Origin of the sequence: Arthrobacter sp. SLBN-100 (assembly GCF_006715305.1) — a bacterium.
Taxonomy (GTDB): domain Bacteria; phylum Actinomycetota; class Actinomycetes; order Actinomycetales; family Micrococcaceae; genus Arthrobacter.
Window position 1 is genome coordinate 2,440,767 of the sequence record NZ_VFMY01000001.1, and the last position, 22,193, is coordinate 2,462,959.

The following is a 22,193-nucleotide window of genomic DNA, read 5'->3' on the forward strand; positions in this document are numbered from 1 at the left end:
CAGCGTCGAGGGAACGCAGCGCCGAGGGAACCCAGGAGCTCCAGCCGGCCTCGATCCGGGCACCCTCCCTAAACCGGCAAGGACGCCGTAGTCCTGCACAGACACCAAAAAGCCCGCCGCCTGCACCGGTAACGGTGCGGGCAGCGGGCTTTGTAACTGAGGTCAGCACCCGTGATCCGCCCGGATCCGGGTGCCAAAAAAGAAGCGCTGCACTGGTCCGATCAAGAGACCCGGATTCCAGACTGGATCCGTTAGTGCTGCGGCGTCACAGGGCTGCCAGGTGCGGCAACAGCGCCTTGCGACAACTAGCCGATGCGACGGGTGTCTACCTCGTCGTCGTCTTCTTCCAAATCATCCGCGTACTTATCCACATAAGCCGAATAATCCGGTTCAACCGGCTCATTCGCGTAATGGCTCGTGGCACGACTGCTTGGGCCCGTCAGCTCACGCTGAAGTGCCGAATAGTCAGTGTTCGGGGAGTAGTACTTAATATCCCGAGCCTGCTTGGTAGCTTTTGCCTTTTGACGGCCGCGCCCCATGGCGTGACCCCCTTTTGTACTTGGACCGGAGGTGGTCACCTTGGCTATCGGTGAGGCCCCGGAATGTTTGGTCAATTTGTCGTACACCTAGATTACATGCTTTCGACTGCCCCCGCTTGCCAGTTGGGGCTCGAGGCAGTCACATGCGCTACCCTTCCGGCTCCATCAAGGCCAGAATCCGGCTTTTTTCTTGGGTAGAGTCGCTTAAGCAACTGCTGGTACCAGCCGGCAACCAGGCTGCCCGCGCGGACAATTACAGGAGGATGCACCCGTGAACCACCAGGATGTCCCGCCAAAACCGAGCTCGCCGCCTACCGCCGGCCTTCCCCGGGTCCCTGCCGCGGAGTACGGCGTACCGGCGGCAGAGCCGCCGGTACGGAACCAGGGCCAGGTTGACCACCCCCACGGGCGGGGCGATGGCCGGAGGCAGGGAAGCCGGCGGATCCTCTGGAAGGCATTCTTCGCCGTCGTCCTGCTCGCAGTCATCGGATCGCTGGTGTGGCTCGCCCTGTGGCTGAACTCCAACGGGGATCCGCAGCCGTCAGAAGGTGCCGCCCGGGGAGTCCTGGAGACGACCGTCACGCCCCCGGCAAGCCCGCTGCCCCTGCCGCGGGAGGTGGAGCCTGCCGGCTATGCGCTGGGCGACTGCTTTACGGATTTTGACCCGGAAGCCCTGAGATCCACGGTGGTGCCCTGCGATACTGGCCACTCCGCCCAACTGGTGGCGGTGTTCCGCTACCCGGAAGAAGGCGATTATCCCGGTGCGGAAGCGCTCAAGGCCAAAGCCCTGGAAGCCTGCCAGGCGGCAAGGCTGGGGCCTGCCGCGGAGCAGTTCACGCTGAATTATGAGCGGAGCTTTCCCAGCTCCACCAGCTGGGACTCAGGGGACCGAAGACTGGACTGCTACGTGACGTCCCCGGGCGGGAACAACGTTAACGCGAGCGTGCTGCCCTAGTGCTTTGCAGCACCCGGCAGCACGCCCCGCTTCGTCCGACCTAGCCTTGCCTGCGGACCTGGTCCTTCCGGCGGACCACCAGCCCGGTTCCCGGCGTGGAACCGCCGCCGGAAGCAGCCAGCGCCTCGAGCCCCTCGATGGTGAGCTCGTCCACATCGGTTGCCGTGTCCACCAGCACACTGTCCCCGTCGCTGATATCGCCGGACAGGATGGCCTTGGCCAGGCGGTCGCCGATCTCCCGCTGGACCAGCCGGCGCAGCGGCCGGGCGCCGTAGGCGGAGTCGAAGCCGGACATGGCCAGCCAAGCGCGGGCGGCCTCGGTGACGTCCAAGGTGAGCCGACGCTCGTGCAGCCTCCGGCCCAGCTCAGCCACCTGCAGCTCCACAATGCGGGCCAGATCCTCCACTGACAGCGGATCGAACAGCACCACTTCGTCCAACCGGTTCAGGAACTCCGGCTTGAAGGAGGCGTTCACCGTGGCCAGCACGGCATTCCGCTTGGCCTCCGCATCCAGCGAGGGGTCCACCAGGAACTGGCTGCCCAGGTTGGAGGTCAGCACCAGGATCGCGTTGCGGAAGTCCACAGTGCGGCCCTGGCCGTCGGTGAGGCGGCCGTCGTCGAGGACCTGCAGGAGGACATCGAAGACCTCGGGGTGCGCCTTCTCCACCTCGTCCAGCAGAATGACCGAGTAGGGGCGCCGGCGGACGGCTTCGGTGAGCTGGCCGCCTTCCTCGTAGCCCACATATCCGGGAGGCGCACCAACGAGCCGGGCCACCGAGTGCTTCTCGCCGTACTCGGACATGTCGATCCGCACCATGGCGCGTTCGTCATCGAACAGGAAGTCCGCCAGGGCCTTGGCCAGCTCGGTCTTACCGACGCCGGTGGGGCCCAGGAACAGGAAGGAACCGGTGGGCCGGTTGGGGTCGCTGATGCCTGCGCGGGCGCGCCGGACGGCGTCGGACACGGCCGTGACGGCCTTCTTCTGGCCGATGAGCCGCTTGCCCAGCTCCTCCTCCATGTGAAGCAGCTTTTGGCTTTCACCCTGCAGCATGCGGCCGGCGGGGATCCCGGTCCAGGCGGAAATGACCTCGGCGATGTCGTCCGCGGTCACCTGTTCGGCCACCATCTGCCCGGATTTGTCCGTGACGGCGGCTTCGGCTTCCGCGGCAGCATTCAGCTCACGCTCCAGGGCGGGGATCTCACCGTAGAGAATCCGTGACGCCGTCTCCAGGTCGCCTTCGCGCTGTGCCTTGTCCGCCGTGGAGCGCAATTCGTCCAGCTTTGCCTTGAGGTCGCCCACCCGGTTGAGGCCCGCCTTTTCGGCCTCCCAGCGGGCGTTCAGGGCTGCCAGCTGCTCTTCCTTGTCCGCCTTGTCCGCACGGAGCGCCGCGAGGCGTTCCACGGAGGCTGCGTCCGTCTCCCCCTCCAGGGCCAGCTCCTCCATGGTGAGCCGGTCGACGGCGCGGCGGAGCTGATCGATTTCCTCGGGGGCAGAGTCGATCTCCATCCGCAATCGGGACGCGGCTTCATCCACCAGGTCGATGGCCTTGTCCGGCAGTTGGCGGCCGGAAATGTAGCGGTTGGACAGGGTTGCTGCGGCCACCAGTGCCGAGTCGGCAATAGTCACCTTATGGTGCGCCTCGTAGCGCTCCTTCAGGCCGCGGAGAATGCCGATGGTGTCCTCAACGCTGGGCTCCCCCACATACACCTGCTGGAAACGGCGTTCGAGGGCCGCATCCTTCTCGATGTTCTCGCGGTATTCGTCCAGCGTGGTGGCACCGATCAGCCGCAACTCACCGCGGGCCAGCATGGGCTTGAGCATGTTGCCCGCGTCCATCGAGGAATCACCGGTGGCGCCGGCCCCTACAACGGTGTGGATCTCGTCGATGAAGGTGACGATCTGACCCTCGGAGCCCTTGATCTCCTCCAGGACAGCCTTGAGCCGCTCCTCGAACTCACCGCGGTACTTCGCACCCGCAACCATGGAGCCGAGGTCCAGGGAGATCAGCGTCTTGCCACGCAGGCTTTCCGGGACGTCGCCCGCCACCATGCGCTGGGCCAGCCCCTCCACGACGGCCGTCTTACCCACGCCCGGTTCACCGATGAGCACCGGGTTGTTCTTGGTGCGGCGGCTCAGGACCTGGACGACGCGCCGGATTTCAGAGTCCCGGCCGATCACAGGGTCCAGCTTGCCGGCACGGGCCATGGCGGTGAGATCAGTGCCGAACTTTTCCAAGGACTGGAAGGTGTTCTCCGGGTCGGGGCTGGTGACCTTCCGGTCCCCGCGGACACCCGGCAAGGCGGCGAGCAGGGCCTCATGGGAGGCGCCGGCGTCGCGCAGCACCCGGGCCGCGGCATCATTTCCGCCGGAGAGGCCGAGGAGGAGGACCTCGGTGGAGACGAACGTATCGCCAAGCCGGTCGGCTTCCTCCTTGGCGTTCTGGATCGCCTGCAGTGCAGGCCGGGAGAGCTGCGCCTGCTGGCTGGAGCCGCCGGAGGTAGCCGGCAGAGCCTTGATGGCACTGCTGGCCTGGACGCTGACCGCATCCGGGTCGGCGCCGGTGGCGCGCAGAAGCGCCACCGCGACCCCCTCACGCTGGTCCATCAGCGCCTTGAGCAGGTGGGCGGGTTCCACCTGCGGGTTGCCGGCCGTGGAGGCGTTCATGGCCGCAGCCGAGAGAGCCTCCTGGCTCTTGGTGGTGAATTTGACGTCCAAAGAGAGCTCCTTTCGGGGTTGCCCGGATTCTTGGGTTGAGTCTACTACGCTCAACTTTAATTTGATGCCGCTTCTGTTGGCTGTTTGCCTAAAGCGAAACACTTCGCTAACACCAGCGATAGAGGCGACTGACCCTGTTGGACTGGCACCATTGCGGTTCCCCTTCGGCGCCGGTCGCCCTAGGATCACCTTGTGACCGGGGCGGATGGTGCCGCCGGCAGACGGGAGACAGGACAGGCAATGAAGAAATTTGTTGTTCTCTACATCGCAGCTCAATCAGCGCAGGCGCAAATGGCCGAGAGCTCGCCGGAAGCCGCCCAGGAGGGGATGAAGGCCTGGATGGCTTGGGCTGAGCGGGTCGGCGAAGGCATGGTGGACCTGGGGAACCCGCTCGGGGCCGGCAGGGACATCAATGCAACCGGCTCGTCAGAGACCAATACCGGGGTGTCCGGTTACACGATCCTCCAGGCCGAGGATCTGGACAGCGCCCAGGCATTGCTGGAGGGGCACCCGCACCTCATGATGCCTGGCGCGAGCATCCAGGTGTACGAATCCCTCGACCTGCCGGGCATGTAAACCTTCGGCACATCAAGTCAACAGGACCGCAAAGCAACCGGCGGGTGATTCCCCCCAGACGCCGCCCGCCGGTTGCTTTATCCGCCCCGCGCCGATTTTACCGGGCTTTGCGATGGTTGTCACTAGATGTGACTAATTCTGTAAATGTCGCCTGCCCGGCCTGCCTGCTCAAGCCGGGTAGACAGTGACCGACGTTGCTTTCACCACGAAGTGCACGGCGAGGCCCGGGGCGAGTCCCAGGTCTGCCGAAGCGGCGGGAGTGATGTCGGCAGCGAGGCTTCCTGCCCTGACCCGGATGAAATCACCGTGCGGTTCAAGATCGGTGATTGCCACCTTGAATGAATTGCGGGGGCTGCCATGCGCGTCATCAAGGAACACGGACACGGCCGACGGCGGGAACACGGCCACCGCTGCCGCGTTCCCTTCGGCTGCGGGAGAGTTGCCATCCACCCGCCGGCCCTCCACATGGCCGGAAACAGACCAGCCCTCCGCAGTCCTGATCCCGTCGCCGGCGAGGGTCCCGGGCACCAGGTTCAACCCCGCCAGCCCTGCTGAGAACCTGCTGCGGGGCCGCTGGAGCACTTCCCGGGTGGGGCCCTCCTCCGTAATCCTGCCGTTCTCGAGAATGACAACGCGGTCGGCCAGCATCAGGGCGTCCAGGACGTCATGGGTGATGATGATCGCCTGCCGGTCGGCGAGGACCCGCTTGAGCAGGCGGCGCAGGAGCGGCGCCGAGTGGATGTCCAGCGCCGCCATGGGCTCGTCCAGGAGAAGCAGCCCGGGATCCGCGGCGAGCGCCCGGGCAATGGCAACACGCTGGGCCTGGCCGCCGGAGAGCCCTTCGGGACGCCTGGCCTGAAGATCAAGGGCTTCCACCTCGGCGAGCCAGCCCAACGCGTCTGCTTTGGCCTGTTTCCTCGATGCACCTGCACTGCGCGGCCCGAAAGCCACGTTGTCCACTGCGCTAAGGTGCGGGAACAGCAGGGGCTCCTGGGCGAGCAGCGCAGTGCCCCGGTGATGCGGGGGCGTCCACGTGCCCCGGCCGGCCGAGAGCTCGAACAGGGTCCGCCCGTTGAGCTCGCCCCGGCCGCTGTCGGGCCGAAGCAGGCCTGCGATCACGGACAGCAGCGTGGATTTGCCCGCGCCGTTCGGGCCCATCACGGCCACCGTCTCGGTGGGTCCCAGCGCCAGGGCCACATCGAATCCCCGCGCGGCCACGGCTGCCTCAAGCGCAAACGTCACGGGCCGTCCCTTCCCGCTGCCGCAGCCGTCGTCGTCCGTTGGGTCCAGAAAGCCGCGCCTTCGCCGGCTGGCCGCCGGTAGGCGAGTGCCACCACGCCGACTGCCACGGCCATCAGCACCAGGGAAAGGGCAACGGCGGCGTCCGGGTCTGTTTCACGCTGCAGGTAGATTTCCAGCGGCAGGGTCCGGGTCACCCCTTGGAGGCTGCCCGCGAAAGTCAGCGTGGCACCGAATTCACCGAGGCTTCGGGCGAAGGACAGTACCGCTCCGGAGGCCAGCCCGGGCAGCACCAGCGGCAGCGTGACCCGGCGGAAAACCCGGCCGGGCGAGGCCCCCAGGGTCGCCGCCACCGCTTCATACCGTTCACCCCCGGTCCGCAGCGCACCCTCCAGGCTGACCACGAGGAACGGCAAGGCCACAAACGTCTGTGCCAGGACCACGGCGGTGGTGGAAAAGGCAATCTGCAGGCCCAGGATCTCGAGACTCCGGCCCAGGAGGCCCTGGCGGCCAAAGGTGTAGAGGAGTGCGATGCCGCCCACCACCGGCGGCAGCACCAGCGGGAGCAGCACCAGGGAGCGCAGGAGGCCCTGCAGCCGGAACCTGCCCCGGGCCAGGACCAGGGCCAACGGCACCCCAAGGACGATGCACAGAACCGTACTGGCCGCAGAGGTGCGCAGGCTCAGGCCCAGGGCCGACAACGCCGGGGCCGAGGTGACCAGGGGAAGGAAGTCCGCCCACTTCACCCTGGCAAGCATCGCGAACAGAGGCAGGATCACCAGCAACGCGGCAAGGACCGCCACCATGTAGGTCCAGCGCGGAATGCCCCGGTAGGCGTGGCTCACGTCGTGCCGCATCAAGGCCGGCTACTGCCAAAACCGGCTTCTGCCAGCACCTGTTGGCCTTCCGGGCCGGTCACGAGGTCCAGGAAGGCTTGCGCGGCAACGCTGTTCCTGCCGTTAGCCAGCGCTGCGATGGGGTAGCTGTTGACGGCAGCTGCAGCTTCAGGGAAGGGCACGGCTTCCACCTTTCCTGCTGCTGACGTGACGTCGGTGACGTAGACCAGCCCGGCGTCCGCTTCACCGGAGATGACCTTTCCGAGCACGTCCGTCACGGAGTTTTCCTCGCTGACCGGGAACAGGTCCGTTCCCGTTTGGTGTTCGACGGCGGCCGTGGCGGCCCCGCAGGGGACCTGCTGCGCACACTGGACCAGCCTTATTCCGGGTTTTGCGAGGTCGGCGAAGGAACGGATGCCTGCCGGATTCCCCCGCGGGACGGCAATGGCGAGGGTGTTGGTGGCGAAAATGCGCGGTTCACCGTCCACCAGGCCTGCCTGCTGCAGCTTGTCCATATTCTTGGTGTCCGCTGCGGCGAAGACGTCCACCGGGGCACCCTGGCTGATTTGGGTGGCCAGGTCAGCCGAGCCGGCGAAGCTGAGGGTCACGGTGCTGCCCGGGTGCCCGGCTTCGTAGGTCTTTGCCAGCTCGGTGAAGCTGGCTTTGAGGGAAGCGGCGGCGAACACAGTCAGGGTTTGCCCGGCGCCGCTGCTTCCGGCGGATGAGCCACCGGCAGTAGAGCATCCGGCCAGCCCGGCCATCAAGGAGATGGCCAACAGCCCGGTGAGTCTTTGGCTCGTCGTCAACAGCACCTTGTTCACAGCGCCTTCCCCTGCGGTGTTTCGATGATCACGGTGGTGGCCTTGACCACGGCGGTGGCCACGGAGCCGGGTTCCAGCCCCAGTTCGCGGACGGCCTCGCTGCTCATCAGGGACACCACCCGGAAGGGCCCGCACTGGAGCTCCACCTGTGCCATGACCTTGTCCGCGGTGATGCCGGTAACCAGGCCCACGAAGCGGTTCCGCGCCGAACTTCCGGTCCGGTGCGGATCGTCGGGCAGCTGCGCGAGCTTCTGTGCATGCCGGGCGAGCTCCAGGCCATCCACGGCGAGGCGGCCGGCGTCGTCCTTCACCGGCGTTAGCGATCCGTTGTCCATCCAGCGGCGCACAGTATCGTCGCTGACGCCGAGGAAACGGGCGGCCTCGGAAACGCGGATGATCGTCATAGGCCCAGTGTAGGGTGCATGTGCGGTAGGAACAGCAAAAATGCACCGCATCTTCGGCCTGGCTACGATCCTGGATCCGCCCGTTAGACCGGCACCACTAGACTTCCTCCATGGCCGTATACATCGACCCGCCACTCTGGCCTGCCCACGGAACCCACTTTTCGCACCTGGTGTCCGACTCGTCCTTGGAAGAACTTCACGATTTCGCGGCGGCGGCAGGTATCCCGGAGCGGGCCTTCGACGGCGACCACTATGACGTGGCGGAGCGCCGCTACGACGATCTCGTGGCGGCCGGAGCCGTCCCCGTTGAGGCGCGGATCCTGGTCCGGAATCTGATAGCCAGCGGCCTGCGCATCCCGGCACGCCAGCGGAACAAGTCGCTCAAGGTGCCGCTGTTCAACCGCTGGGACGCCATCATGCCGGGCCACGACGCACTCTTCCTGGACCTCCTGGACCGCTGGAGCGAACCACACCGCAAGTACCACGGCTGCACACACCTGCTATCAGTACTGGAAGCCCTCGATCTGCTCACCGACCCCGCCGACCCCCCTCGCACCGTGCTGCTCGCGGCCTGGTTCCACGACGCCGTCTACCGCGGCGTAGCGGGCCAGGATGAGGAGGAGTCGGCCCGCCTGGCGGAGGAGCGCCTGGAGGCTGCCGGCCTTCCCGAGGCGGAAGTTGACGAGGTGGCACGGCTGGTACGGCTGACGTCCGACCACCGCCCGGAACCGGGGGACAACGGCGGCGCCCTCCTCTGCGACGCAGATCTTTCCGTCCTCGGCGGGGAACCTGGCGAATATGCCCGGTATGTGGCGGACGTCCGCCAGGATTATGCGCACATCGGCGACGCTGACTTCGCTGCCGGACGCACCGCCGTCGTACGTCAACTGCTGGAACTTGACCCCCTGTTCCACACAGGGCGGGCAAAAGAGCTGTGGCAGGATGCCGCACACCGGAACCTGTTGGGCGAACTGGCATGAACGCCCCCAGGTCCAACCCGCGCCACACGATCACCGCGAGTGCCGCCCACCGGCAACTGCCTTACACCGTCCGGATGGACTGGGGGCTCGACGGCGCCCGGACAGTCACGTCCGGGGCCGACCTCGCCGTGGTGGTTGACGTCCTGTCTTTCGGCACCTGCGTCAGCGTGGCCCTCGACCGGGGGGCCGAGGTTTTCCCTTTTCCTTGGAAGGACACCGGGGCGGAGGACTTCGCCGCGCACCACCACGCCCAGCTTGCCGGTCCCCGCGATGGCGGCGGGCTCAGCCTCTCGCCCGCCAGCTTCCGGGCCGCGGGATCCCTGGAGCGCGTGGTGCTGCCCTCACCGAACGGTTCCGCGCTCTGCCACGAGCTGGCCGGAGAAGTCCCGCTGGTGGCCGCCGTGTGCCTGCGCAATGCGGGGGCAACGGCGGAGTGGGTGGCAGCCAACCTCCCGGCTGACGCAGTGATCGCCGTCATTGCCGCCGGCGAGCGGTGGCCGGACGGCACCCTCCGCGCGGCCGTGGAGGACCAGATCGGGGCGGGAGCGTTTATCGCCGGCCTCGCGGCGGCGGGCAAGGGCGGTTACGAGGCCGAGGTGGGCAGGCACGGCTATTCACCGGAGGCCATCGCCGCCGCGGCGGTCTTTGAGGCCGCCGAGCCGCGGCTCCGGGAGATGCTGCACGGGTGTTCCAGTGGCCTCGAGTTGTGCGGCGCGGGTTATGCCGGCGACGTCGATATCGCCGCCGAGCTGGACGACAGCCAAGCCGTGGCCATTTTGGCGAACGGGGTGTTCCGTCCCCGCTGAGCGAAAGTTGCCTGCGGAGGCTTGAGGAGCTCGGCGCCAGGCGCACCCATCAACGGTACGTCGCCACAAACGGCGCGCTGGTGGGGACGATCTGCTTGCCCAGCGGCATCAATGACACAGGGATGAGCTTCAGGTTGGCGATGGCCAGCGGGATGCCGACGATGGTGACGGCCATCGCGAACGCGGTGACCACGTGGCCGATGGCGATCCAGATGCCGGCCACCAGCAGCCAGATCACGTTGCCCAGCAGCGAGAACACCCCGCTACCGCCGGGCTTGTCCACCACCATGCGGCCGAACGGCCACAGCGTGTAGGCCGCGATCCTGAACGAGGCGATGCCCCAGGGGATAGTGATGATCAGCAGGCAGCAGATCACACCGGCCGCGAAATAGCCCAGCGCGAGCCAGAAGCCGCCGAAAACCAGCCAGATGATGTTGAGCAGTGTCTTCATCCACCCATTGTCCCCCGGAGGGTCTGACAAAAGGATGGGGGCCTGCCCTGACCGGCCCCTGAACTCTGCCGGATTGTGAACTGCGGCGCATTGTGAACTGCGGCTAGGCCGGCCCGGCAGCACCCTTTGCGGCATGCACAAAGGCGCGAATCTTGGCCAGGTCCTTGACGCCGCGGGACGCTTCGACACCGGAGGAGACGTCTACACCCCAGGCATGGGCTGCTGCTGACGCCCCGCCCACGTTGGCCGGCTCCAGTCCCCCGGCCAGCAGCCAGTGGCGTCCTTGGAGTGCAGGCAGCGCGGCAACGGAGGCGTAGTCCCAGGCTTCACCCGAGCCGGGCACAGCGGCGTCGATCAGCAGAAGGTCCTCGCCCCAGTCCTCAAACTCCTCTGGAGTGGCAGCCATGGTGATAGCCCTGATGAGCTTCATGCCGGCGTCGTGCACCATGGCCACATCCTCGCGGGACCGCGGGCCGTGAAGCTGGATCCATTCCAGCCCGGCGGCCCGGGCGATGGCGACAGCATCGGCCACCGGTTCGTGCCGGAACACGCCGATCGGCAAAACCCCCGCCGGAACACCTGCCAGCAAGGAGGATGCCTGCGACGGCGAAACCACGCGGGGACTGGCGGTGAGGACGAAGCCGACAGCGTCAGCCCCGGCATCAACTGCCTCGCGGACTGATTCAGGCGTGCTGAGACCACACACTTTGACGAACATTCCCGGCTCCTTGGCTGTTTTCGTGTTGTCCCCCCGGAGGAGAGTAGCAGGGAAGGGCCCAACCCGCGACGCCGGGACGTCCGGCCGGGAACTAGGCTGGGCGCATGGAGATTATCCGCTTTGCAAGTCTCAAGCCCGAGCCCTGGCGCAATGGCGGCGGTGTCACCCGCCAGCTCGCCAGCCGGCCCGCGGCCGGATCCGCACTGGACGGGAGCTGGGACTGGCGGGTCAGCATCGCGGACGTCAGCAAGGCCGGCGACTTCTCCCCTTTTCCCGGGATGGAGCGGGTGCTGACTGTGGTGGAGGGCGAGCTCCTGCTGCTGACCGTGGACGGCGCTGAACAACCGCTGGAAAAGTACCGCCCCTTCCGCTTCCCGGGTGGGGCGGCCACGCACGCTTCCCTGCCCACGGGCGATATCCGTGACCTGAACGTCATCACGCGCACCGGGAGTTTCAAGGGCTATACGTCCATCATCGAGCTCTCCAAGAAACGGGCGCAGCCCATTTTCGCAAGCTCGTTCGGGATCCTTCTGCAGGGGCAGGCCACTGCCGCTGATGAAACACATGAGCCGGAGGTCCTGAACCGGTACGACGCCGTGGTTGGCTCGGACACTGACTCTCCGGAGATCCTGGGCCGCGGGTTCCTGGCCGTTGTATCCATCGACCAGGTCAGTAACTGAGGCTGAGCGGCCTCACCTGCACAACCGATCCGCTGCGGCGGGCTTCCTCGGCGGCGAAGACTACGGCGTGACTGACGAGGGATTCCTCCAATCCGGACACAACTCCTGACCAGTCACCTGCGGCCAGGGCCGTCACCCACGCCTGGACGAGGCCGCGGTCACCGCCGTCATGCTTTTCGCCCCGCACCTGCTGCACGGCAGCGGGGACCGGGTGGACTGTGGTTGCTCCGGTCAGGAAGTCGAAGACCGAGATGGCTCCGGCCTCGACGGTTATTTCCCCATGACTGCCGAAGATCCGGGTCCGCCGCGGGCCTGCGGCAGTGAAAGCCGTGGCGGTGAAGGCGGCTGTTGTGCCGTCCTCGTATTCAATGTTCACCACCTGGTGGTCCACAACGTCGTTGTCCGACGAATATACGCAGCGGCCGTAGGGGCCCGTGGCCAGGGCGTGCAGGAGCGACTCGGGAGTCCCGCCGGGATCCACAACATCGGCGAAATAGGCTCGCGCGGGGTCGGCCTTACTGCCGTTCGGGGGCCGGCCCGCACCGTAGATCCGCAGCGCCGAATAGGGGCAGCGGGGCTCTGCCGGGCAGTCTGTGCAGCGCAGGGAGGCGCCCTCCGGCGCCTCCTCCCGACGGAAGTGTGACAGCCGGCCGAAGGAGGACACACGCAGGGGCCGGCTTCCGATAATGAACGACAGCCAATCGATGTCGTGCGTGCACTTGGCCAGCAGGAACGGACTCGATTCTTCCTCCCGGCGCCAGTTCCCGCGGACGTAGGAATGCGCGTAATGCCAGAAACCCACGGGTTCCAGGTGCTGAATGGAGATGGTCCGGCCCACCGCTCCACCGGACAAGAGTTGCTTGAGCAGCGCCGTCAGCGGGCTATACCGGAGCACATGGCAGACAGTTGTGCTGGCACCGGTTTCACGGCTCAGGCGTTCCAGTTCGGCACAGCCGGCGGGGTCGACGGCGACGGGCTTCTCGAGGAGGATCGAGTAACCGTGGGCGGCGGCTGCTGAGAATGGGCCTCCATGATCACGGTCAGGTGTGGCGATGATGATGCCATCGGCAGGCAGGTGGGTAGCAAGCATCGCCTGCCAGTCCTCGAAAAGTCCGTGATCCGGAACCCCGAACTCCGCCGCCAGGCGGTCGCGCAGCACAGCGCGCGGCTCGGCAAGGCCCACCACGACGGCCTGGTTGGTGGCGGCGGCGAGCCGGGCATAGGCCGAGCCCCTGGCACCGGCGCCGGCGACGAGGAGGCGCACCGGGTGCGCCTTCTGGCTGGCGACGCCGCTGTCCACGGGTATGCCCGGCGGCGGCAGGGCGCCCACGGATCAACCGTTCTCAGGATCGGAAAGCCATTCCAGCGCCACGGCAGCTGTCCACGACTGGTCCATGCTGCCCAGCGGTTCACCGGTGAAGGGCTCGTAGTACTCACCGAAGTGGCCCTCCATCAGCTGGGCGAGGGAGGCCTCGCGCAGCTGGCGATAGCGCTTTTCGTCGCCGCGTCTCCGCAGGCAGTGGGCCAGGTACCAGTTCATCACCGGCCATACCGGTCCCCGCCAATATTGGCGGGGCTTCAACCCCTCGTATGTGGTGGATGTGGAGGCGGGCAGCGGGAAGGCCAGGCGTGGGTCGCCGGTCCAGTCCGGCCCCTCGAAGAGCTCCAATTGCCGGTCAAGGAGGGCCTGGTTTGTCGTCGAAATCAGGGGCGCGAAGCCGGCCATGGTGGGCGGTCCGATCCATTCCCCGGTCAGCGCATCCCGGTCCCGCGCAAGCCCGGTCCGTGCATCCACGGTTGCGTCGACGCCGTCGCGGAATTCCCGGGCCCACTGCCGCAGCTGGGGTGCCTCCTCCGGCAGGCCGAACTGTTCCGCCAGCACGGCGAGGTCCTCATTAGCCGCGGCAAAGATCGCAGACATGAAGACATCCTTGACCTGGAAGGCCATCACGCCGGGCAGCCGGGCGTCGTCGAAGGCTACGTCAGCCATCTGCTGCACCAGCCAAAGGTAGCGGCTGTATTCCTCGTCGCTGGGACGCTGGCTGCGATCCGTGACCTTCAGGGTGTCTGTGCGGACAAACGGCTCCATCTCCCCCGGCTGGACCCTGGAGTACGGGCCGTCGAAGCGCGGCGAGTTGTCCATCCCGGACTCCCAGCCGTGATAGATGGTGAGCAGGGCCGAGTCGTCCCCACCGCGGGCGCTCCGCAGCCAGGCGTGCCAGTCGATCCATTGCGGCAGCGTCCGCCGGGTGAATTCATCCGCGAGCCTCGCATCCTCGCCTCCCGCCGCCGTCGCCCGTTCCACGATGCGCCGCAACATCGTGGCATGCACAGGCGGCTGGCAGATACCGCTGGACTGCACACCCTCCGGAGAAGCGCCCCGGGTCCCCCATCTCTCGACGTCCGGGAAGTAGCCGGGGACGTCGGAGAACACGATGTGCGGGATCATCCCGCTTTTCCACTGTGCGGCCACCAGGTAGTCGAGCTCCCGTAAAGCCCGTGCGACGCTCACGGTGGACAATCCGGTGGCGACGAAGGCGGCGTCCCAGCTCCACATGTGCGGATACAGGTTCGGGGCCGCCGTCACCATGGTGCCTAGGTCATTGGCCGCCAGGACGTCCCTGGCACGCAGGCCGAGCTCCTCCAGGTCCTGGATGGGGTAAATATGTCCGCCAGCCGCCTGGCTCATGCGGTGAGTCCCAACTGGGTCTCGGTGTCGAAGAACCGGACGGCCGCTTGGTCAAAGCGCAGGCCAACTTTGTCCCCGGAGGAGACCCGCACGGTGGAGGGAACCTGCACCTTGATGATCTGCCCGCCAAGGTCCACTGTCAGCAGGGTGGCGTGGCCGAGCGGCTCGACCACCTCCACGGTGGCATCCAGCGTTCCTGCCGCTCCCCGCTGCTCGAGGAGGATGTTTTCGGCACGGATACCCACCAACACGGGAAGACCGCCGCTCCTCGCTGCACCGCGGGCCAGGAATTCAGGCGCATCCGTGCTTTGGCCGCCTACTTCCAGGGCGCCCTGCTGCGTGACCCGGCCGTCCAGGAAATTCATGGGTGGAGACCCGATGAATCCGCCAACGAAGCGGTCCGCGGGCTCGTCGTAGACAGTGATGGGCTGCCCCAGCTGGGCAATTTGTCCCTTTTTCATCACCGCGACCCGGTCCGAGAGGCTCATCGCCTCGACCTGGTCGTGGGTGACGTAAAGGGTGGTGGAGCCCAGCTGCTGGACGATCTTTTTCAGCTCGGCCCGGAAGTCCAGGCGCAGGAGGGCGTCAAGGTTGGACAGCGGCTCGTCCATGAGCAGCACGTCAGCGTCCATAACAATCGCACGCGCGACGGCGACGCGCTGCCGCTGCCCCCCAGAAAGCTGGGCCGGATAACGGTCCAGGTATGGGGTGAGCTGGAGCAGGTCGGCTGCCCAGGCCACCTTCCGCTCGATCTCATCCCGGGCGAATTTTTTCATTACCAGGCCGAAGCCGATATTCGTGCGCACTTTCCGGTGCGGGAAGACGGCGTACGACTGGAACACCATGGAGAGGTTCCGTTCCTGCGGGGGAAGATACGTCACGTCCCTCCCCCCGATGGAGATGCTTCCCTCGTCCGGGAAGTCCAGCCCGGCCACCATGCGCAGCAAGGTGGTCTTCCCACACCCGGAGGGCCCGAGCAGCACCATGAACTCGCCCTCCGCAACCTCGAGGGAGACGTTGTTCGTGGCCAGCTCCGTGCTGCCGGGGTAGGTCTTGTGCAGGCCCTTGATGGAGATATCAGCCATGGGACGGCCTCTCTGAAAGCGATCAGCGGATGGTGGAGCCCCACATGTTTGTGAGGTAGCGACGCATAAAGAAGATGAAGATCAGTGCCGGGACCACCAGGAGGAAGCCTCCGGCGAAGCGGTAGGCCAACGGTGATTCCGCCAGTGAACTAAGGACCTGCGCCGGGAGGGTGCGCTGGTTCAGCGTGAGGATCGAGGCGCCCAGGACTTCGTTCCAGGACATGACAAAGGTGAAGATCGATGCTGCCGCGATGCCAGGAATCGCCATGGGCAACACAACTTTGAGGAAGGCCTGCAACGGGCTGCAGCCGAAGATCCGCGCCGCCTCCTCGACGTCGCGCGGAACACCGAGGAACACCGAGGCCGTGATCAGGATGGTGGTGGGCAGCGCCAGCGCCGAATGCAGCAGGACGACGGCGAGGACGCTGTCGTACAGGCCCGTCTGGAGGAAAAGCTGGGCCAGGGGCACGGAGAGCACCACAATGGGCAGGGCCCTGGTGAAGAGCAGGAAGAGCTGGTAGGGCTCCCTGCCGCGGAAGGCGAAGCGGGCGACAGCATACCCCGCCGGAAGTCCGATGATCAATGACAGCACGAGCGTGAACAGGCCCACCTGGACGGAGTTGATCAGCCCGCCCAGGATCCCCGTCGACTGCAGGAACGTCTGCATGGTCTCAGTGGAGAAGTTGTCCGGGATGAAGCTGAGCGGGAACTTCTGCAGGGACTGCCGGCTGGACATGGCGGCCAGCGCGATCAGGTAGATCGGCAATGCCATGAAGAGGGTGATCAGGATGCACGCCAGTTGAAGCAGCGCGCGGTTGCGCCGCTGGCGCGCCAGGGGCCTGCGGTCCACCTCCGGCTGCGGGCCGGCAGCAGCGGCAGTGGCCTTGGACGTGGTTGCGTGGCTCATCGCGGCGCCTCCGACTGGTCTCTCAGGAGTTTCAGGTAACCGACCGCCGTCACCATGGACACAGCCATGACCACCAGCGCCAGCGCCGAAGCCACGTTGGGATCCTGGAGCCCGGTGTACCAGCGGTATGTCTCACCGACCACCAGCGGGAAGTTCTGGCCGGTGAGGGCCAGTGCCACGGCGAAGGTCTGGAAGGCCAGGATGGTCCGCAGGATCAGCGCCGTCTGGAGGCTCGGCCGCAGGAGCGGAAGGGTCACGTGCCAGAGGCGGTTCCAGGAGTTGGCCCCGAAGACGCCGGCGGCCTCCTCGTAATCCTTCGGGATGGACTGCAGCCCTGCCACAACGATCACGAACACCAGCGAGGTGGCCCGCCAGACCTCCGCGATCAGCACCGCCCCGAACATCGAGGCGTAGTTGTCGTAGGCAAGCCACGACACGGGGTCAATGCCCAGGGAGGCCAGGAGGGAGTTGAGGTAACCCCGGTCTGTGAAGACGGTCAGCCAGACCAGGCCGGCGGCGAGATCGCTGACCGCCAGCGGGATCGCCCAGATGTAGAAGTACGCCGAGGCTCCCCTTGGCTTTGCCCTGATCAGCAGGGCCATGGCGAGGGCAAGGACGAACTGGATTGGGATCATCACCACAATGAGAAGCAGGGTGTTGCCCACCGAGGACCAAAAGTACGGGTCCTGCGTCATGCGGGTGAAGTTCGCGGTGGTCAGCCCCTCGGGGCCCCCGAATGCCTGCAGGATGCCCGAGACCATGGGCCAGCCGAAGAGAAGCGTCATAAACACAATCGACGGGGCAATCAGGAGCAGCGCCGCGGAGTTTCCCTTCCTCCTCGGCGGAGGGCCTTTCGGGCCGGCAGGAGGGACCTTCGGCCGGGCCGCCGCTGGAGCATCCGGGGCAGCCATCAGGCGACCTTACACGGTGTCGCTTTAGGATCCGGCGCCCAGCAGGGGACATTCAGGGTGTCCATGATCTTGGCGAGTTCCGCTCCCTGGCGGTCGAGGGTGGCCTTGACGTCGGCGTTGTTCAGGCAGATTTCCTGGAAGCAGTTCTTGAACAGCTGGGAAACCTGCGGGTCCTTGTCGCCAAGGCCGACCGGGGGAAGTGCGAGCAGCGCATCAGAGGCCTCCTGCTGCGCCTTGACGGCTTTGGCCTCAAGGGCGGTACCGCCTGGAAGATCGCCGCCGATATTCGTCTTGACCACGGGGAAGAAGGCGTTGGACTTCAGGGTCTCGATCTGTGCCTCAGGCTTGGACAATGCCCTGATGAGTTCAAAGGCCTTGTCCTTCTCCGGCGAACCCTGCGGGACGGCCATCCCGCCGACGATCAGCAGGTAGCCCTTGCCTTTGGGGCCGGACGGTGCCGGAACCATCTGCCAATCATCGGGCTTGTCCTTGACGGCGGTGATCAGGCGGGCCACATGGTCCCAGGCCACCAGGACCTCGCCGTTGCCCAGTGGCTCCTGCATAAAGTCGTAGTTGGTGGAGGCGGGATTTGTGTTGGCCCAGAGGTCGCGCATATAGGTCCAGGCAGTGACGGCATCAGCGTTGCGGAAGGTGGTGATTTGTCCACCGGTGAAGCTTGGAAGGAGGAAGCCTTGGTAAAACCGGTGATGGAGGCCCTTGGGTCCGGCCGGAATTCCAAATACGGGCCGTCCGTTGGCTGCTTTGGCGGCCTCCGCCCATGCCAGGTACTGGTCATAGGTGAGCTTGTTGACGTCTGCTCCGGAAGGCAGCCACTCGAGCGCCTTCTTGTTGATGGCCAAAACGTAGGTCGCCTGGATCCAGGGGATGTAACGCGGAACATCGGTGCCAAGCTTGGCCAACTCTTTCAGGTCGTCAGAATAACCGGCCGAAGACAGGTCATTCATGAGGGAACTGAGGTCCTCCAATTGCGATGCGAAGGGGACCAGATCGCCGTGCAGGCCGCCCACCATGCCCACTTCCACCTTTCCGGCGGAGAGCTGGGATTTGAGGGTGGTGTTGAAGACGCCCGTGTCCACCGGGTTGTAAGCGACGCTGGTGTCCCCTGAGAATTTCTTGAGTGTGGCCTCGTACTTCTGCCGCTCCTCCACCGGGGAGAACTGCGTGGACAGGAAGTTGACGGAGCCCTTGCCTCCGCTTCCGCTGGTGTTCACACCGCAGGCTGCCAGGATCGGCCCGGTGGCGAGGGCCATCAGACCTCCCTTCAGCAAGGCCCGCCGGCTGACGTCATTGTGAGCAAGATCGGACATGTGAGCCTCCTGCTGCGAGGGCAGATAGTATTTTTGTCTGATGACCGATCATAATTGTGTGATCCAAACCACGTCAATGATCACGCCAGCCCGACGGCTTCGTTCCCGTGCATAGAAAGCAAGGCGCATGACCCAGCAGAGAACGCTCGTAGGGGGCTCGGGACAGCCGCCGGTGGGGCTTGCCACCAGCGCCGGCCACCTCCTCCAGCTGCTGCGCTCCAACGCGGCCGGGTACAGCAGGGCAGCCCTGCTGGATATGACGGGGATGGCCCGGTCAACCCTTTACGAGCGGCTCGATGCACTGTTTGCGGCGGGCCTCGTCTACGAAGCCACACCATTGAGCGCCCAACGCGGCAGACCCCCGCGCGCCCTGCGCTTCGATGACCGCGACAAGCTGGTCCTTGGCATTGAAGTCGGGCATACACACGCCGGGATCCACCTCTTATCCCTGGGCCGGGAGATCGTGGCCAACGCCCGGCTGCCCATCGACATCAAGCAGCCCCAGGAGGCCGTCGTCAGCCGGATCATCGAAGAGTCCCTCCGGCTGCTTGACGGCCGGCACCCGGTGGGAGCCGGCGTGGGCCTCCCGGCCCCGGTGGACCCGCTCCACCGGCTGGGGCTGGAACGCAGCGTCCTGGCACATTGGGACCTTCAGCAGCTGCAGGACTTGATGGAAGCCAAGCTCGACTGTCCGGTGCTGCTGGAGAATGATGCACGGTCAATGGCCGTCGGTGAGGTACGGGACCCGTTGGAGTCGCTCGTGGCGGTCAAAGTCAGCACCGGCCTGGGCTCCGGCATCATCGTTCGCGGCGCCTTGGTCCGTGGCGCCCACGGCGCTGCCGGGGACATCGGGCACGTCCGCATTCCGGAAGCCGCGGGCAGGCGTTGCCGCTGCGGCAGGGACGGGTGCCTTGCAGCCGTAGCTTCGGGGCGGGCGTTGCTGGCCGACCGTCGGTTCACCGCCTACAGGTCATTGCGCCAGCTCGTTGATGCGTACGGCACTGATCCTGCAGTTCGCGCCGCGGTCGCAGAAGCCGGACGGGTCCTGGGACGCGCGCTCGCGGCCACGGTGGGAACGCTGAACCCCGGCCGGCTTGCTGTTGGCGGCCTAATTGGCATACTTCCCGAGTTCCTGGACGCCTGCCGGCAGCAGATCCTCGACGACGCCTTCGAGCCCTCCCTCGTGGACCTGGAGATCGTTCCGGCGGACAGCCGTACTGCCACGGCTGTGGGGCTCTGCAAACTGGTAGAGGAGAGCCTCTACGCGCCGGAGCGCGTCGAACAGCTGCTGTCCCAGCACACTAGCCAGCCCTGAAATCGTCGTGCCGCGGGAAGCGCCAGACGGCTCTGGCCACTCCGTGCGGCCGTCCCTAGACTCGGGCTATGACCACATCATCGTTCAATGCGCTCCTGTCCACCCAGATCGGCAACGAATTCACGGCATCGCAGCAGTACATTGCGGTGGCCACCTGGTTCGCCAACCAGGACCTCCCCCAACTGGCCCGCTACTTCTACCGGCAATCGGTGGAGGAGCGGAACCACGCCATGATGATGGTGCAGTACATGCTGGACCGGGACATCACGTTCACCATTCCGGGTGTTCCTGCCGTCCGCAACGACTTCGCCTCCGTCACGGAGCCGCTGGCGCTTGCCCTGCAGCAGGAAAAAGAGGTTACCCGGAACATCGAAGACCTGTTCCGGGCCGCACGGGGTGAAAACGACGCCCTGGGCGAGCAGTTTATGCTCTGGTTCCTGAAGGAGCAGGTGGAGGAGGTGGCCTCCATGACCACGCTCCTGAACATCGCCGAGCGTGCGGACAACCTGTTCGACATCGAGAACTTCATCGCCCGTGAAACCATCGGCAATGGCGGCCGTGACACCGCCGCTCCGGAAGCTGCCGGCGGGACCCTCTAGCCGCCGCTCTGCCCACCTGGTGAGGTCTGGCACCATCGGTGGCCGCCCGCCGTCGGGCGTTGCTACGCTGGAAGCCAAGGCCTGGCACCCCGGGCCTCCGGACGACGGTTCAGTACCCGGCACGCGACAAGACTGGCCAAAGGATCTGTCATGCCGTGGTTAATCCTTCTTCTCTCCGGCGCCCTGGAAGCCGTGTGGGCCGCCGCCTTGCACCGCGCGTTCCGGGCTTCCGGCTGGCGCCGCTTGGCCCCCACTGCGTTGTTCCTGGTTTCTGTCGTGGCCAGCACGGGCGGCCTGGCCATCGCCATGCAGTCCATCCCCACCGGCACGGCCTACGCCGTCTGGGTGGGGGTAGGCGTGGTGCTGACCTCCGCATACGCCATCGTCACCAAGGTGGAGCGCCCGACGGCGGCACGCCTCCTCCTGCTGTCCGGCATCGCCGTGTGCGTGGTTGGCTTGAAGGTGGTGGCGTGATGCTGCGGCGTTCGATTCCCTGGCTGGTCCTCCTGGCCTCGGCCGTCCTGGAAGCGGTGTGGGCAACAGCCCTTGGCCTGTCCGACGGCTTCAGCAAGCCCCTGCCCACCCAGGTCTTCGCCGTGGCTGCCGCCTTGAGCATGGCGGGCCTGGGGATGGCCGTCCGGCACATCCCGCTGGGTACTGCCTACGCCATTTGGGTGGGCGTGGGTGCCGCACTGACGGTGGGCTGGGCCATGGCCACCGGCGTGGAGCCCTTCAGCGTGCTGAAACTGCTGTTCATCGCCGGAATCGTGGCCTGCGCGGCCGGGCTGAAGGCGCTGCCCGCAGGCACTGGCCAGCCCGCCACCGGATCTCCCCACGTTGAAGCCTCCGCCGCTGAATCTCCCCACGTTTAAGGCAGGCCGACGGCGTGTCCCCACGAATCGCCGTCGTACCTCACGTTCTTGAAATGAAAGGTGGGGAGATTCAGCGGGCAGTCTAGGCTTTTGCCATGGACTCCGCTGAGATTACCCAGGCCATGGCTGCCCTCCGGCGCCGGCTTGTTCCCGGAACGCGGATCATCCTGGGCATCGCGGGTGCGCCGGGCTCCGGCAAATCCACCTTCGGGGCGTGGATCCAAGAGCAGTTCGAACCCGGACTGGCTGTGGTGGTCCCCATGGACGGCTTCCACCTGGGCAACGCCATCATTGACGGCACGCCATTGAGGAAGCGCAAAGGCGCCATCGACACGTTCGACGCCGGCGGGTACCTTTCGCTGCTGCGCCGCCTGGTGCGCCGGGATGAGCCCGTCGTCTACGCGCCCGAATTCCGCCGCACCCTGGACGAGCCCGTGGCCGCGTCCATCGCCGTCCCCGCCGAGGTTCCGCTGGTGATCACCGAGGGCAACTACCTGCTTGCCGAGCCGGACCCGTGGAAAGAGGTCCGCGCCCAGCTGGACGAGGTGTGGTTTGTGGACACTCCCCCGGGCATGCGGCTTAAGCGTCTGGTGGAACGGCATGTGTCATTCGGGATGGACCCGGCGGCAGCAATTGCCTGGGCAACCGGCCCGGACGAGGCCAACGCGGTGCTGATCCAGGGAACCAGTCCGGCAGCGGACAGAATCATCCCCTGGCACTAGGACCGGCGGAATACAGCAACCCGGTACGGAGTTCTTGGCTTGGA

24 protein-coding genes and 1 riboswitch are annotated in these 22,193 nt (G+C 66.2%); of the genes, 10 read left to right on the forward strand and 14 right to left on the reverse strand.

All coding sequences use genetic code 11. The features are described 5' to 3' along the window. Positions 1-305: 305 nt before the first annotated feature. Positions 306-539 carry a DUF3073 domain-containing protein gene (locus FBY31_RS11410; protein WP_009359485.1) on the reverse strand — a complete coding sequence of 78 codons (234 nt, stop codon included), beginning with the start codon at positions 537-539 and terminating at the stop codon, positions 306-308. A gap of 271 nt (positions 540-810) precedes the next feature. On the opposite strand from FBY31_RS11410, the gene FBY31_RS11415 reads away from it, so the two are divergent. Further along, a complete protein-coding gene (locus FBY31_RS11415) occupies positions 811-1,494 on the forward strand; it encodes a septum formation family protein (protein ID WP_142040778.1) in 684 nt (227 codons plus the stop codon). Positions 1,495-1,534: 40 nt separating this feature from the next. Here the strand turns inward: FBY31_RS11415 and clpB are convergent, their stop codons facing one another. After that, a complete protein-coding gene (gene clpB / locus FBY31_RS11420; protein ID WP_142040781.1) occupies positions 1,535-4,210 on the reverse strand; it encodes an ATP-dependent chaperone ClpB in 2,676 nt (891 codons plus the stop codon). A 240-nt stretch (positions 4,211-4,450) separates the two neighbouring features. On the opposite strand from clpB, the gene FBY31_RS11425 reads away from it, so the two are divergent. Beyond that, positions 4,451-4,786 (forward strand): YciI family protein, encoded by a 336-nt coding sequence (locus FBY31_RS11425; RefSeq protein WP_142040784.1) that lies wholly within the window; start codon positions 4,451-4,453, stop codon positions 4,784-4,786. A 168-nt stretch (positions 4,787-4,954) separates the two neighbouring features. Here FBY31_RS11425 and FBY31_RS11430 read toward each other — a convergent pair whose 3' ends face one another. Genes FBY31_RS11430 through FBY31_RS11445 form a run of 4 tightly spaced genes read right to left on the reverse strand, consistent with a single transcriptional unit; the run spans position 4,955 to position 8,086 of the window. After that, positions 4,955-6,028: a sulfate/molybdate ABC transporter ATP-binding protein gene (locus FBY31_RS11430; RefSeq protein WP_142040787.1), complete on the reverse strand. Its 1,074-nt coding sequence runs from the start codon at positions 6,026-6,028 to the stop codon at positions 4,955-4,957. Continuing rightward, on the reverse strand, positions 6,025-6,882 hold the full coding sequence (locus FBY31_RS11435) for an ABC transporter permease (RefSeq protein ID WP_200833354.1): 858 nt from the start codon (positions 6,880-6,882) through the stop codon (positions 6,025-6,027). The genes FBY31_RS11430 and FBY31_RS11435 overlap by 4 nt, the downstream gene beginning before the upstream one ends. Continuing rightward, positions 6,882-7,622: a molybdate ABC transporter substrate-binding protein gene (modA, locus tag FBY31_RS11440; protein WP_142045277.1), complete on the reverse strand. Its 741-nt coding sequence runs from the start codon at positions 7,620-7,622 to the stop codon at positions 6,882-6,884. The genes FBY31_RS11435 and modA overlap by 1 nt, the downstream gene beginning before the upstream one ends. Positions 7,623-7,678: 56 nt before the next feature. Continuing rightward, positions 7,679-8,086, reverse strand: coding sequence for a TOBE domain-containing protein (locus FBY31_RS11445; RefSeq protein WP_142040790.1), 408 nt, complete (start codon positions 8,084-8,086; stop codon positions 7,679-7,681). Between the two features lie 110 nt (positions 8,087-8,196). On the opposite strand from FBY31_RS11445, the gene FBY31_RS11450 reads away from it, so the two are divergent. Further along, positions 8,197-9,066 carry a DUF4031 domain-containing protein gene (locus tag FBY31_RS11450; protein WP_142040793.1) on the forward strand — a complete coding sequence of 290 codons (870 nt, stop codon included), beginning with the start codon at positions 8,197-8,199 and terminating at the stop codon, positions 9,064-9,066. Then, positions 9,063-9,872: a 2-phosphosulfolactate phosphatase gene (locus FBY31_RS11455; protein WP_142040796.1), complete on the forward strand. Its 810-nt coding sequence runs from the start codon at positions 9,063-9,065 to the stop codon at positions 9,870-9,872. The genes FBY31_RS11450 and FBY31_RS11455 overlap by 4 nt, the downstream gene beginning before the upstream one ends. A gap of 49 nt (positions 9,873-9,921) precedes the next feature. Here FBY31_RS11455 and FBY31_RS11460 read toward each other — a convergent pair whose 3' ends face one another. Both FBY31_RS11460 and FBY31_RS11465 read right to left on the reverse strand, forming a co-directional pair. Further along, positions 9,922-10,323, reverse strand: coding sequence for a YccF domain-containing protein (locus FBY31_RS11460; protein WP_142040799.1), 402 nt, complete (start codon positions 10,321-10,323; stop codon positions 9,922-9,924). A gap of 103 nt (positions 10,324-10,426) precedes the next feature. Then, positions 10,427-11,041, reverse strand: coding sequence for a phosphoribosylanthranilate isomerase (locus FBY31_RS11465; protein WP_142040802.1), 615 nt, complete (start codon positions 11,039-11,041; stop codon positions 10,427-10,429). 104 nt (positions 11,042-11,145) lie between these two features. On the opposite strand from FBY31_RS11465, the gene FBY31_RS11470 reads away from it, so the two are divergent. Beyond that, positions 11,146-11,721 (forward strand): HutD/Ves family protein, encoded by a 576-nt coding sequence (locus FBY31_RS11470; RefSeq protein ID WP_142040805.1) that lies wholly within the window; start codon positions 11,146-11,148, stop codon positions 11,719-11,721. Here the strand turns inward: FBY31_RS11470 and FBY31_RS11475 are convergent. The 6 genes from FBY31_RS11475 to FBY31_RS11500 all read right to left on the reverse strand — a co-directional run bounded on the left by FBY31_RS11475 (position 11,711) and on the right by FBY31_RS11500 (position 18,641). After that, positions 11,711-13,051 (reverse strand): Gfo/Idh/MocA family protein, encoded by a 1,341-nt coding sequence (locus FBY31_RS11475; protein WP_235013026.1) that lies wholly within the window; start codon positions 13,049-13,051, stop codon positions 11,711-11,713. The two genes, FBY31_RS11470 and FBY31_RS11475, sit on opposite strands and share 11 nt — an antisense overlap. Before the next feature lie 3 nt (positions 13,052-13,054). After that, a complete protein-coding gene (gene ggh / locus FBY31_RS11480; protein WP_142040808.1) occupies positions 13,055-14,410 on the reverse strand; it encodes a glucosylglycerate hydrolase in 1,356 nt (451 codons plus the stop codon). Beyond that, positions 14,407-15,495 carry an ABC transporter ATP-binding protein gene (locus tag FBY31_RS11485; protein ID WP_142040810.1) on the reverse strand — a complete coding sequence of 363 codons (1,089 nt, stop codon included), beginning with the start codon at positions 15,493-15,495 and terminating at the stop codon, positions 14,407-14,409. Before FBY31_RS11485 ends, ggh begins: the two co-directional genes overlap by 4 nt. A gap of 22 nt (positions 15,496-15,517) precedes the next feature. Further along, positions 15,518-16,402 (reverse strand): carbohydrate ABC transporter permease, encoded by an 885-nt coding sequence (locus tag FBY31_RS11490; RefSeq protein WP_142040813.1) that lies wholly within the window; start codon positions 16,400-16,402, stop codon positions 15,518-15,520. Beyond that, positions 16,399-17,187, reverse strand: a complete 789-nt coding sequence (locus FBY31_RS11495; RefSeq protein ID WP_235013027.1) for a carbohydrate ABC transporter permease — start codon at positions 17,185-17,187, stop codon at positions 16,399-16,401. The genes FBY31_RS11490 and FBY31_RS11495 overlap by 4 nt, the downstream gene beginning before the upstream one ends. A gap of 125 nt (positions 17,188-17,312) precedes the next feature. Continuing rightward, positions 17,313-18,641, reverse strand: a complete 1,329-nt coding sequence (locus tag FBY31_RS11500; RefSeq protein ID WP_142040816.1) for an ABC transporter substrate-binding protein — start codon at positions 18,639-18,641, stop codon at positions 17,313-17,315. 127 nt (positions 18,642-18,768) lie between these two features. On the opposite strand from FBY31_RS11500, the gene FBY31_RS11505 reads away from it, so the two are divergent. The 5 genes from FBY31_RS11505 (at position 18,769) to FBY31_RS11525 (ending at position 22,149) form a co-directional block, all read left to right on the forward strand. Then, positions 18,769-19,956 carry an ROK family protein gene (locus FBY31_RS11505; protein ID WP_142040818.1) on the forward strand — a complete coding sequence of 396 codons (1,188 nt, stop codon included), beginning with the start codon at positions 18,769-18,771 and terminating at the stop codon, positions 19,954-19,956. A 68-nt stretch (positions 19,957-20,024) separates the two neighbouring features. Next, on the forward strand, positions 20,025-20,555 hold the full coding sequence (locus FBY31_RS11510) for a ferritin (protein ID WP_142040821.1): 531 nt from the start codon (positions 20,025-20,027) through the stop codon (positions 20,553-20,555). A 74-nt stretch (positions 20,556-20,629) separates the two neighbouring features. Continuing rightward, positions 20,630-20,696: riboswitch (guanidine-III (ykkC-III) riboswitch) on the forward strand. A 9-nt stretch (positions 20,697-20,705) separates the two neighbouring features. Continuing rightward, on the forward strand, positions 20,706-21,029 hold the full coding sequence (locus FBY31_RS11515; protein ID WP_142040825.1) for a DMT family transporter: 324 nt from the start codon (positions 20,706-20,708) through the stop codon (positions 21,027-21,029). Beyond that, a complete protein-coding gene (locus FBY31_RS11520; protein WP_142045283.1) occupies positions 21,029-21,427 on the forward strand; it encodes a DMT family transporter in 399 nt (132 codons plus the stop codon). Before FBY31_RS11515 ends, FBY31_RS11520 begins: the two co-directional genes overlap by 1 nt. 95 nt (positions 21,428-21,522) lie before the next feature. Then, positions 21,523-22,149, forward strand: coding sequence for a nucleoside/nucleotide kinase family protein (locus tag FBY31_RS11525; protein ID WP_142040828.1), 627 nt, complete (start codon positions 21,523-21,525; stop codon positions 22,147-22,149). Positions 22,150-22,193: the final 44 nt, after the last annotated feature.

What these genes read in the sequence shown, in the direction of transcription:
- FBY31_RS11490 (WP_142040813.1), bottom strand. Translation starts at nt 16,402, where the DNA reads ATGAGCCACGCAACCACGTCCAAGGCCACTGCCGCTGCTGCCGGCCCG.
- FBY31_RS11495 (WP_235013027.1), bottom strand. Translation starts at nt 17,187, where the DNA reads ATGACGCTTCTCTTCGGCTGGCCCATGGTCTCGGGCATCCTGCAGGCA.
- FBY31_RS11515 (WP_142040825.1), top strand. Translation starts at nt 20,706, where the DNA reads ATGCCGTGGTTAATCCTTCTTCTCTCCGGCGCCCTGGAAGCCGTGTGG.
- FBY31_RS11450 (WP_142040793.1), top strand. Translation starts at nt 8,197, where the DNA reads ATGGCCGTATACATCGACCCGCCACTCTGGCCTGCCCACGGAACCCAC.
- FBY31_RS11500 (WP_142040816.1), bottom strand. Translation starts at nt 18,641, where the DNA reads ATGTCCGATCTTGCTCACAATGACGTCAGCCGGCGGGCCTTGCTGAAG.
- modA (WP_142045277.1), bottom strand. Translation starts at nt 7,622, where the DNA reads ATGGCCGGGCTGGCCGGATGCTCTACTGCCGGTGGCTCATCCGCCGGA.
- ggh (WP_142040808.1), bottom strand. Translation starts at nt 14,410, where the DNA reads ATGAGCCAGGCGGCTGGCGGACATATTTACCCCATCCAGGACCTGGAG.
- FBY31_RS11485 (WP_142040810.1), bottom strand. Translation starts at nt 15,495, where the DNA reads ATGGCTGATATCTCCATCAAGGGCCTGCACAAGACCTACCCCGGCAGC.
- FBY31_RS11455 (WP_142040796.1), top strand. Translation starts at nt 9,063, where the DNA reads ATGAACGCCCCCAGGTCCAACCCGCGCCACACGATCACCGCGAGTGCC.
- FBY31_RS11520 (WP_142045283.1), top strand. Translation starts at nt 21,029, where the DNA reads ATGCTGCGGCGTTCGATTCCCTGGCTGGTCCTCCTGGCCTCGGCCGTC.
- FBY31_RS11470 (WP_142040805.1), top strand. Translation starts at nt 11,146, where the DNA reads ATGGAGATTATCCGCTTTGCAAGTCTCAAGCCCGAGCCCTGGCGCAAT.
- FBY31_RS11410 (WP_009359485.1), bottom strand. Translation starts at nt 539, where the DNA reads ATGGGGCGCGGCCGTCAAAAGGCAAAAGCTACCAAGCAGGCTCGGGAT.
- FBY31_RS11425 (WP_142040784.1), top strand. Translation starts at nt 4,451, where the DNA reads ATGAAGAAATTTGTTGTTCTCTACATCGCAGCTCAATCAGCGCAGGCG.
- FBY31_RS11465 (WP_142040802.1), bottom strand. Translation starts at nt 11,041, where the DNA reads ATGTTCGTCAAAGTGTGTGGTCTCAGCACGCCTGAATCAGTCCGCGAG.
- FBY31_RS11460 (WP_142040799.1), bottom strand. Translation starts at nt 10,323, where the DNA reads ATGAAGACACTGCTCAACATCATCTGGCTGGTTTTCGGCGGCTTCTGG.
- FBY31_RS11505 (WP_142040818.1), top strand. Translation starts at nt 18,769, where the DNA reads ATGACCCAGCAGAGAACGCTCGTAGGGGGCTCGGGACAGCCGCCGGTG.
- FBY31_RS11510 (WP_142040821.1), top strand. Translation starts at nt 20,025, where the DNA reads ATGACCACATCATCGTTCAATGCGCTCCTGTCCACCCAGATCGGCAAC.
- FBY31_RS11525 (WP_142040828.1), top strand. Translation starts at nt 21,523, where the DNA reads ATGGACTCCGCTGAGATTACCCAGGCCATGGCTGCCCTCCGGCGCCGG.
- FBY31_RS11435 (WP_200833354.1), bottom strand. Translation starts at nt 6,882, where the DNA reads ATGCGGCACGACGTGAGCCACGCCTACCGGGGCATTCCGCGCTGGACC.
- FBY31_RS11445 (WP_142040790.1), bottom strand. Translation starts at nt 8,086, where the DNA reads ATGACGATCATCCGCGTTTCCGAGGCCGCCCGTTTCCTCGGCGTCAGC.